Origin of the sequence: Achromobacter sp. JD-1 (assembly GCF_038594925.1) — a bacterium.
GTDB classification, from domain to species: Bacteria; Pseudomonadota; Gammaproteobacteria; order Burkholderiales; family Burkholderiaceae_B; genus Achromobacter; species Achromobacter spanius_C.
Genome location: NZ_JBCGCS010000008.1, coordinates 262,064 through 273,427, shown reverse-complemented (window position 1 = coordinate 273,427; position 11,364 = coordinate 262,064). Strand labels below are relative to the sequence as shown.

Annotated in this window: 15 protein-coding genes; 6 read left to right on the top strand and 9 right to left on the bottom strand. The window is 64.8% G+C overall.

Annotated elements, in window-relative coordinates; all coding sequences use genetic code 11:
- Nucleotides 1-188: 188 nt before the first annotated feature.
- Nucleotides 189-824: a glutathione transferase gene (gene yfcF, locus WBR68_RS15340; protein ID WP_127185507.1), complete on the bottom strand. Its 636-nt coding sequence runs from the start codon at nucleotides 822-824 to the stop codon at nucleotides 189-191.
- Between the two features lie 116 nt (nucleotides 825-940).
- Nucleotides 941-1,270 carry a DHCW motif cupin fold protein gene (locus WBR68_RS15335; protein ID WP_230694654.1) on the bottom strand — a complete coding sequence of 110 codons (330 nt, stop codon included), beginning with the start codon at nucleotides 1,268-1,270 and terminating at the stop codon, nucleotides 941-943.
- A gap of 206 nt (nucleotides 1,271-1,476) precedes the next feature.
- On the opposite strand from WBR68_RS15335, the gene WBR68_RS15330 reads away from it, so the two are divergent.
- The 3 genes from WBR68_RS15330 (at nucleotide 1,477) to WBR68_RS15320 (ending at nucleotide 3,443) form a co-directional block, all read left to right on the top strand.
- The gene (locus tag WBR68_RS15330; protein ID WP_127185506.1) at nucleotides 1,477-2,436 is read left to right on the top strand and encodes a DnaJ C-terminal domain-containing protein; all 960 of its coding nucleotides are present in this window, start codon (nucleotides 1,477-1,479) and stop codon (nucleotides 2,434-2,436) included.
- Between the two features lie 2 nt (nucleotides 2,437-2,438).
- Complete coding sequence (locus tag WBR68_RS15325) at nucleotides 2,439-2,756, top strand: chaperone modulator CbpM (protein WP_050448793.1); 318 nt, start codon at nucleotides 2,439-2,441, stop codon at nucleotides 2,754-2,756.
- Nucleotides 2,757-2,828: 72 nt separating this feature from the next.
- On the top strand, nucleotides 2,829-3,443 hold the full coding sequence (locus WBR68_RS15320; RefSeq protein ID WP_050448794.1) for a glutathione S-transferase family protein: 615 nt from the start codon (nucleotides 2,829-2,831) through the stop codon (nucleotides 3,441-3,443).
- A 4-nt stretch (nucleotides 3,444-3,447) separates the two neighbouring features.
- Here WBR68_RS15320 and WBR68_RS15315 read toward each other — a convergent pair whose 3' ends face one another.
- The 4 genes from WBR68_RS15315 to WBR68_RS15300 form a co-directional block, all read right to left on the bottom strand.
- Complete coding sequence (locus tag WBR68_RS15315; RefSeq protein ID WP_230694653.1) at nucleotides 3,448-4,116, bottom strand: DsbA family protein; 669 nt, start codon at nucleotides 4,114-4,116, stop codon at nucleotides 3,448-3,450.
- Nucleotides 4,117-4,215: 99 nt separating this feature from the next.
- A complete protein-coding gene (locus WBR68_RS15310) occupies nucleotides 4,216-5,691 on the bottom strand; it encodes an inorganic phosphate transporter (RefSeq protein WP_050448795.1) in 1,476 nt (491 codons plus the stop codon).
- Nucleotides 5,692-5,799: 108 nt separating this feature from the next.
- Complete coding sequence (locus tag WBR68_RS15305; protein WP_255696068.1) at nucleotides 5,800-5,925, bottom strand: hypothetical protein; 126 nt, start codon at nucleotides 5,923-5,925, stop codon at nucleotides 5,800-5,802.
- A gap of 57 nt (nucleotides 5,926-5,982) precedes the next feature.
- Nucleotides 5,983-7,107 (bottom strand): D-alanyl-lipoteichoic acid biosynthesis protein DltD, encoded by a 1,125-nt coding sequence (locus WBR68_RS15300; protein WP_230694652.1) that lies wholly within the window; start codon nucleotides 7,105-7,107, stop codon nucleotides 5,983-5,985.
- Nucleotides 7,108-7,391: 284 nt separating this feature from the next.
- Here WBR68_RS15300 and mog point away from each other — a divergent pair, with 284 nt between their 5' ends.
- From mog to WBR68_RS15285, 3 genes are all read left to right on the top strand, one after another.
- The gene (mog, locus tag WBR68_RS15295) at nucleotides 7,392-8,024 is read left to right on the top strand and encodes a molybdopterin adenylyltransferase (RefSeq protein WP_050448797.1); all 633 of its coding nucleotides are present in this window, start codon (nucleotides 7,392-7,394) and stop codon (nucleotides 8,022-8,024) included.
- Between the two features lie 73 nt (nucleotides 8,025-8,097).
- On the top strand, nucleotides 8,098-8,436 hold the full coding sequence (locus WBR68_RS15290) for a hypothetical protein (RefSeq protein ID WP_050448798.1): 339 nt from the start codon (nucleotides 8,098-8,100) through the stop codon (nucleotides 8,434-8,436).
- A 59-nt stretch (nucleotides 8,437-8,495) separates the two neighbouring features.
- Complete coding sequence (locus WBR68_RS15285) at nucleotides 8,496-9,311, top strand: peptidoglycan DD-metalloendopeptidase family protein (RefSeq protein WP_230694668.1); 816 nt, start codon at nucleotides 8,496-8,498, stop codon at nucleotides 9,309-9,311.
- Between the two features lie 42 nt (nucleotides 9,312-9,353).
- On the opposite strand, the gene WBR68_RS15280 is transcribed toward WBR68_RS15285, so the two are convergent.
- From WBR68_RS15280 to WBR68_RS15270, 3 genes are all read right to left on the bottom strand, one after another.
- Entirely contained in the window at nucleotides 9,354-9,641 is a 288-nt protein-coding gene (locus WBR68_RS15280) for a hypothetical protein (RefSeq protein ID WP_050448799.1), read from the bottom strand.
- A gap of 176 nt (nucleotides 9,642-9,817) precedes the next feature.
- Nucleotides 9,818-10,081 (bottom strand): translation initiation factor IF-1, encoded by a 264-nt coding sequence (gene infA / locus WBR68_RS15275; RefSeq protein ID WP_006221179.1) that lies wholly within the window; start codon nucleotides 10,079-10,081, stop codon nucleotides 9,818-9,820.
- Between the two features lie 669 nt (nucleotides 10,082-10,750).
- Nucleotides 10,751-11,182 (bottom strand): GFA family protein, encoded by a 432-nt coding sequence (locus tag WBR68_RS15270; protein ID WP_050448800.1) that lies wholly within the window; start codon nucleotides 11,180-11,182, stop codon nucleotides 10,751-10,753.
- Between the last annotated feature and the right edge of the window lie 182 nt (nucleotides 11,183-11,364).

Here is an 11,364-nt window from a genome sequence, read left to right as displayed (position 1 = left end):
CTCCTGTAAGTGGCGCCCGACGGCGAAAGACCGTCGGACCGGCCCCAAGTGGAGCCGGCTAAGTTGACCTCACCATTACACCGCAACGAATGCTGCGCCGCAACATTTCAGCGATTAAAACTCGGTAATCCGGAGCGAATCAAGCCGTCCCTTTTTATTGTTTTCGACGGCCTTGCATCGGTTCGTTGTCAGTCGCGGGCGGCGGCGTTGTGTTCCAGCCATTTTTGAACTGATGGGCGCTGCCATTGGGCGTCGACATAAGCGCGCAAGGGGTCGGGCAGGTCGTCCTGGGCCAGGCGCTTCAGCATGACCGCCAAATCCAGGTCGGCGATACACCATTGTTCAAACAGATTGGCCTGGCCCGCCGGGAGCAGATGGCTGGCTACCCGGAGCAGCTTGGCCGAGGCCGCGTGCGCCGCGTCGGACAAGGGCTGGCCCGTCGCGCCGTAGAACACGGTTTCGGTGGGGCGTTCCTGGCGCAAGGCGGTCAGGTCACTGCGCAACCAGGCCTGCAATTGGCGGGCGCGGGCGCGGAAGCGGACGGCTTGCGGATACAGGGCAGCATGTCGGGGGGGCGGGAAGACCTCGTCCAGGTACTCCGTGATCACGCTGGATTCAGTCAGATTGAAGTCGTCATGCGTCAGCGCCGGCACGCGCGCGGTCAGCGCGCGGCATTGATAGGGTTGCATCCACTGTTCGCCAGCGCTCAGGTCGATGGGGCGTATTTCGAAAGGCAATTGCTTTTCGCTCAGCGCCACATACACCGACATGGCGTAGGGGCTGAGGAACTGGGAATCGACATATAGCGTAATCGGGGCGCCCACTTTAATCTCCGGTCAGGCGGGGGTCTGGCAATGCGGCAATGAATCGACATGCGGCGCCGGGCCGCATGAAGGGCAAAGCGTAACGCAACGGCAATTTTTCGTGTCGCGTGGGCGCATCAGTCAATAATGAAGAGCTTCGCGCCCGTGGCGGTGGACGAGCGGTGCGGTTCGGCCTGGTCGGCCACCTGGTAGCTCATGCCGGGAGTCAGCACGAATTGGCGGCCGTCTTCAAGCTCGGTGTGCAGCTCGCCTTCCAGACAGAAAAGGATGTGGCCCTTGGTGCACCAGTGGTCGGCCAGGTAGCCCGCCGTGTATTCCACCATGCGCACGCGCAGGTCGCCGAATTGGCGGGTGCGCCAGTACGCCATGCCGGTGTCGCCGGCGTGTTCGGTGCGTTCGACTTCGGACCAGTCCGTGGTGCCGAAGGGGATGTTGCTCATCTTCATTGTGGATCCTGCGTGGAGTGGGGCAGCGGCTATCGCTTGGCTGCCGGTAAAAAGCAGATACTACGCCACTCGGGTGACATGCCGCATCTACGGCTTGGTCTGATATTGCGCATTGATAAATCGGTTCGCAGCCCCTATCTTGTTGATATTCCAGGCCTGTGGCGGCACGACGCCACAGCGGCCGAAACCTTTAAGGTGAGCTGCATATGGAGTTCAAGGACTACTACAGCATTCTGGGGGTGGAGCGCAGCGCGTCGGAAGACGAGATCCGGCGCGCCTACCGCAAGCTCGCCCGTAAATACCACCCCGACGTCAGCAAGGAAAGCGACGCCGAAGTCCGCATGCGCGACGTCAACGAAGCCTATGACGTGCTGCGCGACCAGGAAAAACGCCTGGCCTATGACAACCTGGCGGCGGGCGTGTCGCCCGATGGCGGCTTCCAGCCGCCTCCCGGCTGGGACGAAGGCTTTGAATTCCACCGGGGCGCGGCGCCCGGCGATGAAGCGCAGTTCAGTGAATTTTTCTCGTCGCTGTTTGGCGGGCGTGGCCAACGCGGCCACCGCGCCGGCCCAGGCGGCGCCAGCCAGCAGGAATTCCGCGCGCGCGGCGACGACCATCACGCCGCCATCGAGGTTGATCTGGAAGACGCCATCCATGGCGCCACGCGCGACATCAGCCTGCGCGCCATGGAGATGGACGCGCAAGGCCGACCGCATCTGCAGACGCGCACTCTCAGCGTGCGCATTCCGGCGGGCGTGCGCGAAGGCCAGTTCATCCGGCTGTCCGGGCAGGGCATGCCCGGCTATGGCGGCGGCGAAAACGGCGACCTTTACCTTGAGGTGCGCTTCAAGCCGCATCCGCGCTATCGCGTCGAAGGGCGCGACCTGTACATGACGCTGCCGGTGGCCCCCTGGGAAGCGGCGCTGGGTTCAAAGGTGAATGCGCCCACGCCGGGCGGCACGGTTGAAGTCTCCATTCCCGCGGGATCGGGCAACGGCCGCAAGCTGCGGCTGCGCGGACGCGGCATACCGGGAGATCCGCCGGGCGACCTGTACCTGGTACTGGACCTGGTGCTGCCGCCCGCTGATAGCGATGCGGCCAAGGCGGCCTACCGCAAGCTGCAGCAGGAGGCGCCGTTCAACCCGCGACGCCACATGGGGGTCTGATCATGAGCAAACTTGTCATCACCAGCGCCACTGTCGTGGGCAAATCGCAGCCGCTCAGCGCCGACGACCTGGCGCGCGCCTGCCATGCGGAAGTGGAGTGGGTGGCCCAACTGGTTGAAGTCGGCATCGTCACTGCCAGGGGGCGTCAACCGTCGGAATGGTGCTTCTACAGCATGGACCTGCAGCGCGCCTTGCACGCGCGCCGGCTGGAGCACGACTTTGGCGCCAGCCTGGACGCGGTGGCGCTGATTCTGGACCTGAGCCAAGAGGTACGGCGCCTGAAAGCGCAGTTGCGCGCCCTGGGCGAGGCGGATCAGTAGTCATTTCGGCGGCTTTCGTCCGCGCGCGGCGCAAGGCAAAATGGTCGATGTCCAACGCAGAGGAGGCCGACCATGCTTACGCTTTACCATGCGCCGCGCTCGCGGTCGTTCAGGGTGTTGTGGCTGCTTGAGGAATTGGGCGTGCCCTACGACACCGAAATGGTGTCCATCCGCGGCACCGACAGCGCGGGGCACATGCCCGCCGATTACATCGACATCCATCCCCACCGCAAGGTGCCCGCCCTGGTGCACGACGGCGTGCCCATCTTCGAAACCCCGGCCATCGCGCTGTACCTGACCGATCTGTTCCCTGAAAAAGGGCTGGGGCCCTTGGTGGGCGATGCCCAGCGCGGCCCCTACCTGACGTGGTTGGCGTATTCCACTGGCGTGTTCGAGCCGGCCATGGTGGAGCGCGCATTCAAGCGCCCGCACCAGGACGGCGGGCCGGGTTGGGGGTCGGCCGACGAGGTCGAACAGGTGCTGACCCGGGTGCTGCAGGCCCGGCCGTATTTTCTGGGTGATAGGTTTTCGGCCGTCGACATCGTGCTGGGCGGGTCACTGCAATACATGGTGCAGGTGAAGGTGATACCCGAATCGCCCGTGTTCAACGCCTATCTGGAACGGCTGGCCGCGCGCCCGGCCATGCACCGGGCCTTGCAACGCGACGGCGACATCGAAGAGTCCTGACCAATCAGCCGCCGGCCTGAATGCGGCTGCGCAGGTCTGCCTGCCATTGCTCCGGGCGGCCCAGGTAGCGGCCGGGTTCCAACAGGGTACGGATGCCGCGCTGTTCAAGCACCAGCGTGGGGAAACCGCTGCCGCCCACCTGCGCCAGCAGTTGGCGGCTGGCCGCGATGTGCGCCGCCGTGTCCGCGCCCTGGGTGGCGTCATACGCGGCATCAAACGTGGCGCCGTCCAGACCGATCTCGCGGGCCAGCGTCTTGAGCACGGCGGAGTCGGCGATGCGGCGGCCTTCCACATAGTGCGCGTGCTGCACGCGCTTGAGCAGGTCCAGCCCGCGGCCGGCGAGTTCTTCGGCAGCCAGGATGGCGGTGGTGGGGGGCTCGGAATCAAACACCGCGTCGGTGTCGCGCAGCAGACCGTCGAAGTAGTCCTTGCCGAAGGCTTGTCCGCTCATGCTGGCGATGCGTTCGTCGTGCGCCATGACGTAGCGGCGCAGCGCATCGGTAACGGGCTGGCGGTTGCCGCCCGTCATCATGCCGCCGCCGTGGGGCGCTACGTGCAGGCCGGCAACGCCGCGGGCGGCGTCCACCAGCGGGGCGGCGCCATAGCACCAGCCGCAAAGCGGGTCGAAAATGTAATGCAGGGTCGGGATGGGGGAGGGAGTCTGGGTAGCCATGGCGCCATGGTAGACGCGGACCGCGTGCCAAGAAAAGCCCGACGCGGTCGCCACTGTGTTGCAGCGGCCGCGCGGATTGCCCCGCGGCCGTTTGTGGCCTTATCCCGAGATCTGAACGCCAAGCCAGAACAGCGCGGCCGCCAACGCCATGGACGCAGGCAGGGTCAGCACCCAGGCCAGCAGGATGTTGCGCACCGTATTGCCTTGCAGGCCGGTCTTGTTGGCGATCATCGTGCCCGCCACGCCCGAGGACAGCACGTGGGTGGTGGACACGGGCAGGCTGAACACGTTGGCCAGCCCGATGGCGGCAACCGCCGTCACCTGCGCCGACATGCCCTGCGCGTAGGTCATGCCTTGCTTGCCGATCTTTTCGCCCACCGTCAGCACCACGCGGCGCCAGCCCACCATGGTGCCCGCGCCCAGCGCCAGGGCCACGGCCACGATGACCCAGAAGGGCGCGTATTCGGTGGTGGCGGTAAGGTCGGCGCGCAGGCGTTGCAGGTCGGCGCGTTCGCGGGCGGGCAGCCCTTCAATGCTGGATACCTTCTTGGCCGTGTCGTCCAGACAGAGCAGATAGCGGCGCACGTCGATGCGCTTCTCGGGCGACAGGTCGGCATAGTTGCTGACGCCGGCCAGATCGGTTTGCAGCGCCGCAATGGTCGGCACGGTCAGCTTGGGGTCGCAGCGGAAGGTGGGCGGCAGTTCCGTCGTGGCGTCCGGGCGCTTGAGCGCCAGGAAGTCGCCCAGCATCGCTTCGTTGCGGTGGTAGAACACGTTCAGGTGATTGGCCGCGTCGCGCGTGCGTTCAATCTGGTAGGTGGTGCTGGTGGTGTCCAGCACGAAGTTGGCGGGCACGATGCCGATCAGCACCAGCATGATCAGGCCGATGCCTTTCTGGCCGTCATTCGAGCCGTGCACGAAGCTCACGCCCATGGCCGACAGCACCAGCACCAGGCGGTTCCAGAACGGCGGATGCTTTTTATTGTCGATGGCGCGGCGCTGCTCCGGCGTCTTGTGCATTTTCGACAGCGGCAGCCAGCGCTTGAGCAGCAGCAGCAGGCCGCCCGCCACCAGGAAGCCGGCGATGGGCGAGGCCACCAGCGACATGCCGATGTCGATGGCCTTGCCCCAGTTCACGCCGTCCGCCAGCGGCAGGTCGGTGATCAGGGCGTTGGCCAGGCCCACGCCCAGGATCGAGCCGATCAGCGTGTGCGAGCTGGATGCCGGAATGCCGAAGTACCAGGTGCCCAGGTTCCAGGCGATGGCGGCCGCCAGCATGGCGAACACCATGGCCAGGCCGCGGCCGGTATCCACGTTGATCAGCAGCTCCACCGGCAGCAGGTGGACGATGGCGTAGGCCACCCCCACGCCGCCCAGCAGCACGCCCAGGAAGTTGAAGATGCCGGACAGCACCACCGCAAGATGCGGCGGCATGGCCTTGGTATAGATCACCGTGGCCACGGCATTGGCCGTGTCGTGGAAACCATTGATGAATTCGAAGGCCAGGACGAATGTCAGGGCCAGCACAAGGCTGAGGCCGACCCAGAGGTCTAGGCCGTGGAAGAGGTCGAACATGGAGGCGGGGGGCGAGGTTCCGGCGTGAGGAGCCGATTATTGCAGATTTGTGACCGTGGCCTGGTTGCGTCGGAAAACCAAATTCCGCCCCTCCGACGGGCCAGGCCGTCAGAATTTCGAGTACTGAAACTCGATCTCCATCGGTTTACCCAGGTTGGCGGCGGTGTCCGCCTGGATCAGCAGCACGGCGAGCACGCCCAGATACAGCAGGCACAGCCAAAGCGTTCTTTTCATGAGGGCGTCAATTCAATGGAGGGCAGCGAAACCTGCCTTGGTGGGCCGGGGCGGGCGTCATGGGCGGAACACCTCGGCAATCTTCCGGTTCACGCGCAGCCAGCCCAGTTCACCCAGGTGCTGCACGTCGCGCAGCATGCCCACTTCGTAGGGCGCGTCATACATGTCCAGGCAGGTCATCGCGTAGCGCTGGCATAGCGCGGCGACTTCCTTTTGCACAGGGTCAAACCGATGCAGGTCCTTGAATACCATCGGGTGCAGGGGCTGCATCACAAACAGCGCATTCACGCCACGCTGATGCAGCAACGCCATCAACGCATTGAGCTCGCGCAATTCTGCGCGGCCCGTCAGGGGCTGCGGCTGAAAGGCGGTCTTGCCGCCTTCCGGGATGGTGCTCAGGTATTTGTTGAAGAAATCGTCGCGCACCGCGTAGCGGTTGCCCGCCATCAGGTCCTGCTCTGCGCGTTGGGCTTCTTCCGCCAGCGCGTCCCAGTCCACCACGCGGGCGGCGGGCGCGGGGCCTTCGCGTTCGCGCTCCGGGGGCGGCGCGGCATGCGCGGGCGCCCACAGGTCGACCAGGCGCTGGCGGAACACATAGGCCTGCTCGGCCAGCATCGACCATGCCACGCCCGCGTCGCCCTTGTCGCGTAGCCAGCGCGCCAGCTCGGCACGGGCTTCGGGCTGCTTCACCAGACGGGGCAGCAGCGGGTTGGCGTGTTCCTTGAATTCGTCGGCGCCCAGCCCGCCGTCGCCGTCGAACCAGCCGGGCGACAGCATCACCACCACGCGCGAGTCTGGCGACAAATCGTCGGCCAGCGCGGCCAGCACCAATTGCATGCCCAGGGACTGAAAGCCCGAATGGCCGTAGGCCAGCACGGGCATCTGGAGTTCTTCGGCCAGATAGCGGTAGGGGACGAAGCGCAGATCGTTGCTGGTCAGTTCGGACGAACCCAGAATCACGAGCCGGTCCCCGGTGCGCAGCGCCTGGCTCAGCCGCGACAGGTTGCGCGTCTGCTCATGCAGCGTGTTGCCCAGGTTGGGGATGTAGATGCCGGGTGCCGCGGCGGGCACGGGTTCCGTCTTCAAGGCTAAGGCGTGCCAGGCAAGCGCGGCCACGGCAGCGGCGCTCGACAAGGCCAGCGCGGCGGCCAGCGCGTGCTGGCGTAACGGTCGTTTGAACATGGAAGCCAAGAGGGGGGAAGGGGCGCGCCAGCCGGGAATATTTTTGTTAGCGAATGTTATCCAGCGCCTGTGGCGCGAACAAGCGCGGTAAATGGGGCCGCGGACCGATTTGCTTTTTTGCCACAGGGCGGAACGAGCCAGGTGGACGGGACCGGCCACCGTTCGCCTGGGAAAGAATGCGATAGCATCGACACCGCGGCTGTCTTCTGGATTTCCATGATTGACCGCGTCGCGTGCCATGCCTGGCCGCCCGGACTGCCCTTTTCCTCTCTTACGCCTACGCCATGACCACCACAACCCGAATCGCCCGCCGCCATCCCGACGACCTGATCATCGGCCTGGTGTCCGTTTCTGACCGCGCTTCAAGCGGCGCCTATCAGGATCAGGGCCTGCCCGCCTTGCGTGAATGGCTGGGCTCGGCGCTGGTATCGCCCTGGCAGGCGGTGGACCGCCTGATTCCTGACGAACCCGCGCGCATTTCCGACACCCTGATCGAGCTTGTCGACCTCTGTGGCTGCGACCTGGTGCTGACGACAGGCGGCACGGGCCCGGCCCGCCGCGACGTTACCCCCGAGGCCACCTTGGCCGTGGGGACGAAAGAAATGCCGGGTTTCGGGGAACAGATGCGCCAGATCAGCCTGCGCTTTGTGCCCACGGCCATTCTGTCCAGGCAGGTCGCCGTCATCCGCGAAACGCCTTCGCATGCCGCGCTGATCGTGAATCTGCCGGGGCAGCCGAAGTCCATCCGCGAGACCCTGGAAGGGTTGAAGGATGAAGATGGCGCCGTCATCGCACCGGGAATCTTTGCCGCCGTCCCGTATTGCATCGATCTGATCGGCGGGCCTTACGCCGAGACGCGCCCCGAGGTCATCGATGCCTTCCGCCCCAAGTCGGCCCGCCGCGCGCCCCGTTCCTGAGGCGCTGCTGCGTGATAGCGCTGCGTTATAGTTTTGGCCGCCCATCCACTTTTTGCTTGAGAGTTCGCCCGTCATGAAGGTTCGTATTGCCCTGTCCCTTACCGTCCTGGCTACCCTGTCGGCCTGCGCCAACGTCAAAGACGTGCGTGATCGCGAGCCCGTTTTTTACGGATCCACCCAGCGCACAGCCGAGGCCTACACGACCTGCGTGGCCAACGCCTGGAAGAACATGGGCGTCAACTTCGAGCAGAAGGCGGTGCGTAATGGATTTGAATTGATCCAGGCAGACAGCTTGGGCGTCGAAGCCGTGCTGACCACCACCACCTGGCAGGGCAAGACCGAAACGCGCCTGTCGACGCGCATCGCCCGCCGCGACCAAAGCATCATCGAGCCTGCGAACCTGTGTCTGTGAACGCCTTGACCTCGCGCCGCGCCGTACTGCGGCTGGGCGTTGCGACCGCGGCCGTGTTGATGGGGCTGCCCGCGCGGGCGGCTGTCCAGCAAGGCTACATTTCACGCAAGCTGAATGCCCCGGTGCCGGGCGGCGTGGCCGTCTTGGCGCTGGGCGATGCCGACATTGCGCCCGAAGTCACGTTCCAGGACCGGCGCGTGATGGTCCTGCGTGAAGAAGGCAAACAATGGATCGCCGTGGTGGGCATCCCGCTTACCGTAAAGCCGGGCGAGCAGCACGCCGTGGTGCGCGACGCCAACGGCGAACGCAAGCTGGCGTTCAAGGTGGGCGCCAAGGACTACGTGGCGCAGCACATCACCCTGAAGAATCGGCGCCAGGTGGATCCCAATCCAGACGACATGAAGCGCATCGAACGCGAGCTGGCCGAGCAGGTTGCGGCCTATCGGACGTATCGCGCCGGGGTCACGCCCAGCAATGTGCTGCTGGACCGCCCCGTGAACGGTGGCCGCCTGTCCAGCCCGTTCGGGCTGCGCCGGTTTTTCAACGGCCAGGAACGCAATCCGCATTCAGGGCTGGACTTCGCCGTGCCCGCGGGCACGCCGATCAAGGCGCCGGCGGCGGGCGTGGTGGTGCTGGTGGGGGATTATTTCTTCAACGGCAAGACCGTGTTCGTCGACCACGGCCAGGGCTTCATCAGCATGTTCTGCCATATGTCGGCCGTAGACGTGAAGGTGGGCGACGAGGTGCCGCGAGGTGGCTTGGTGGGCAAGGTGGGCGCCACGGGGCGCGCGACCGGCCCGCATTTGCACTGGAACATCAGCCTGAACGATGCGCGGGTGGACCCGGCCATTTTCATCGGGGCCTTCAAGCCCTGATTCCGCTGGTTCAATGCCGGGCCGGCGTGCCCGGCGCGCGCATCAGGCGGTGGCCGTCTGCTGCGCGATCTTGTTCAGCACGTACTGGTGCATGCGCTCGGCATAGTCCATCTGCTGGCGCACGTCGTGCTGCGCGGCCTCTTGCTCGTCCAGGCAGTTGTCGTACTTGACCTTGGCTTCGGAGTACGTCAGGCCGGTATTGCGCAGGCTGTTGATGAACGCCTCGCGCGACTGATGCAAAAGGCGCAGGCCTTCCTCCCCTTTCGCGAACTTTCTTCGCGCCAGGGAAAGCTGGTCAGCAGCGGCTTGCAATTCTTCTTTGAAATCCATCTTGCTTCATGCGTTTCCTGCCAGACATTGCGCCTGAGCAGCTTGCCATTTTTTCACGAACGGACGTTCCACGCATTACGGCATGTCGCGCCGTGGCCTTAAGGGCGGTGCGCCCAGTGGCCGGGCGACGAAAAGCCAGGGGGAGCCGGCCAACAGGCCGGCCCTGAGGCCCTGGCTTAACGGCGGTATTGCTGGGGACGGTGCGGCGCGGGAGCGCGTTCGTCCTTGTGGCGGAAATTGATGCGGCCCTTGGTCAGGTCATAAGGCGACATTTCCAGGGTGACACGGTCACCCGCCAGGATGCGGATGCGGTGCTTGCGGATACGGCCGGAGGCGTAAGCGCCGACTTCGATGCCGTTGTCCAGTTTGACGCGGTAGCGGCTATCGGGCAGCACTTCGTCAACAATGCCATCCAATTCGATGAGTTCTTCTTTAGCCATTCTCTACTCCTTGATCAATACGCGCAGCCAGGCCGGCGGCATGACGCGCCGCACGAAGCGGCATGCGCGTTGGACACAGATAACCAGGTCCAGCGGTTGAACGTAAAACGTTCGGGCAAGCGCGGGTAAAGGCCACGGCATCCGAAGCGGATGTCTGAAATGGCGGATACTCGCGCAGCGTGGGCAATGTGCGCGCGGGGCGCGGCTTGGTCGCGATGCCGTGCAATTGCACAGCTCCGGAAGAAGCGGGTTGGAGCGTTGCTGCGATACCTTGCGGCGCAGGGGTTGCGGCGCGTGGGCTGGGGTGAGATCGCTCAGTGAGGTCACTCGGTGAGGTTGCTCGGCAAGATTCCCCAGTGACGTCCAACCGGGCCATCCCGTGGTGGGTAATCCATTGGACTATCCAGTGGCTTATCTCAACCAAACCGGGAGCAGCCTGGGTATCTAGGGGCGTTGCCCGAAGGAGTACAGGTTGGCACGCAGAGTGACCGAAGCCCGGTTTTTGCGGAAAAATCACGGACTGATGTTACTGCAAAGCGCTGCGCTTAGCCAGTATTTATCCGTGGCAGCACCGTGATAGTTGCTGCTGAACGACTCTGCGCCGCGGGGGCGCAAGCCGCAGAGCCCCAGCGGGCGCGCCGCCGGGCGGCAGCGCTTCCGCTTGCTGGTTTATGTAACGGTTTGCTGGTGCGATTCGATCTCGGCGGGAAAGTTGTCGGGATACTGGGGTAAATCGTCGGTGATGTCGAACCACGGCGCCTTGCTGGCCACGTGGCAGTGCGCGGCGGGCTTGACGCCGGGGTCGTCGTCCAGGGCGCCCAGCGGCAGGCCATAGGCGTCGGGTGCGTGGTCGAAGCGGCTGAGCAGGGGCGTGCCGCAGGCTTCGCAGAAACCCCGGTAATTGCCCGGCGACGAGGCATACCACGTGATGTGGTTTTCGCCCTTGGTCCATTTGAAATCAACCGCTTGCACCGAGGCACGGCTTCGAAAAGCCGCGCCGTGCGACTTGCGGCACATGACGCAGTGGCAGTTCAGGGCATCGGTGAGGGGGCCGTCGATCTCGTAAGCCACGCGGCCGCACAGGCAGGAACCTTTGATCATGATAAGCGCCAGGCATGGGGATAACACCTCGAATATACCTGCGCCGCCGCCTGCCGCAAGCTGTCCGCAAAGCGGTTTGTGACGGCAATCTTTCAGTCGCTTACCGGCCCTGATTTTTCTCTTGCCGGTTCCGCTTGCCGGGTCATCGCACTGTCATGCCGCCAAAACAGAATGCCGCAATG

Excerpts from the sequence above, each read along its gene's own strand:
- WBR68_RS15335 (WP_230694654.1), bottom strand. The coding sequence starts at position 1,270 with ATGAAGATGAGCAACATCCCCTTCGGCACCACGGACTGGTCCGAAGTC.
- WBR68_RS15330 (WP_127185506.1), top strand. The coding sequence starts at position 1,477 with ATGGAGTTCAAGGACTACTACAGCATTCTGGGGGTGGAGCGCAGCGCG.
- WBR68_RS15325 (WP_050448793.1), top strand. The coding sequence starts at position 2,439 with ATGAGCAAACTTGTCATCACCAGCGCCACTGTCGTGGGCAAATCGCAG.
- WBR68_RS15320 (WP_050448794.1), top strand. The coding sequence starts at position 2,829 with ATGCTTACGCTTTACCATGCGCCGCGCTCGCGGTCGTTCAGGGTGTTG.
- WBR68_RS15315 (WP_230694653.1), bottom strand. The coding sequence starts at position 4,116 with ATGGCTACCCAGACTCCCTCCCCCATCCCGACCCTGCATTACATTTTC.
- WBR68_RS15310 (WP_050448795.1), bottom strand. The coding sequence starts at position 5,691 with ATGTTCGACCTCTTCCACGGCCTAGACCTCTGGGTCGGCCTCAGCCTT.
- WBR68_RS15305 (WP_255696068.1), bottom strand. The coding sequence starts at position 5,925 with ATGAAAAGAACGCTTTGGCTGTGCCTGCTGTATCTGGGCGTGCTCGCC.
- WBR68_RS15300 (WP_230694652.1), bottom strand. The coding sequence starts at position 7,107 with ATGTTCAAACGACCGTTACGCCAGCACGCGCTGGCCGCCGCGCTGGCC.
- mog (WP_050448797.1), top strand. The coding sequence starts at position 7,392 with ATGACCACCACAACCCGAATCGCCCGCCGCCATCCCGACGACCTGATC.
- WBR68_RS15290 (WP_050448798.1), top strand. The coding sequence starts at position 8,098 with ATGAAGGTTCGTATTGCCCTGTCCCTTACCGTCCTGGCTACCCTGTCG.
- WBR68_RS15285 (WP_230694668.1), top strand. The coding sequence starts at position 8,496 with ATGGGGCTGCCCGCGCGGGCGGCTGTCCAGCAAGGCTACATTTCACGC.
- WBR68_RS15280 (WP_050448799.1), bottom strand. The coding sequence starts at position 9,641 with ATGGATTTCAAAGAAGAATTGCAAGCCGCTGCTGACCAGCTTTCCCTG.
- infA (WP_006221179.1), bottom strand. The coding sequence starts at position 10,081 with ATGGCTAAAGAAGAACTCATCGAATTGGATGGCATTGTTGACGAAGTG.
- WBR68_RS15270 (WP_050448800.1), bottom strand. The coding sequence starts at position 11,182 with ATGATCAAAGGTTCCTGCCTGTGCGGCCGCGTGGCTTACGAGATCGAC.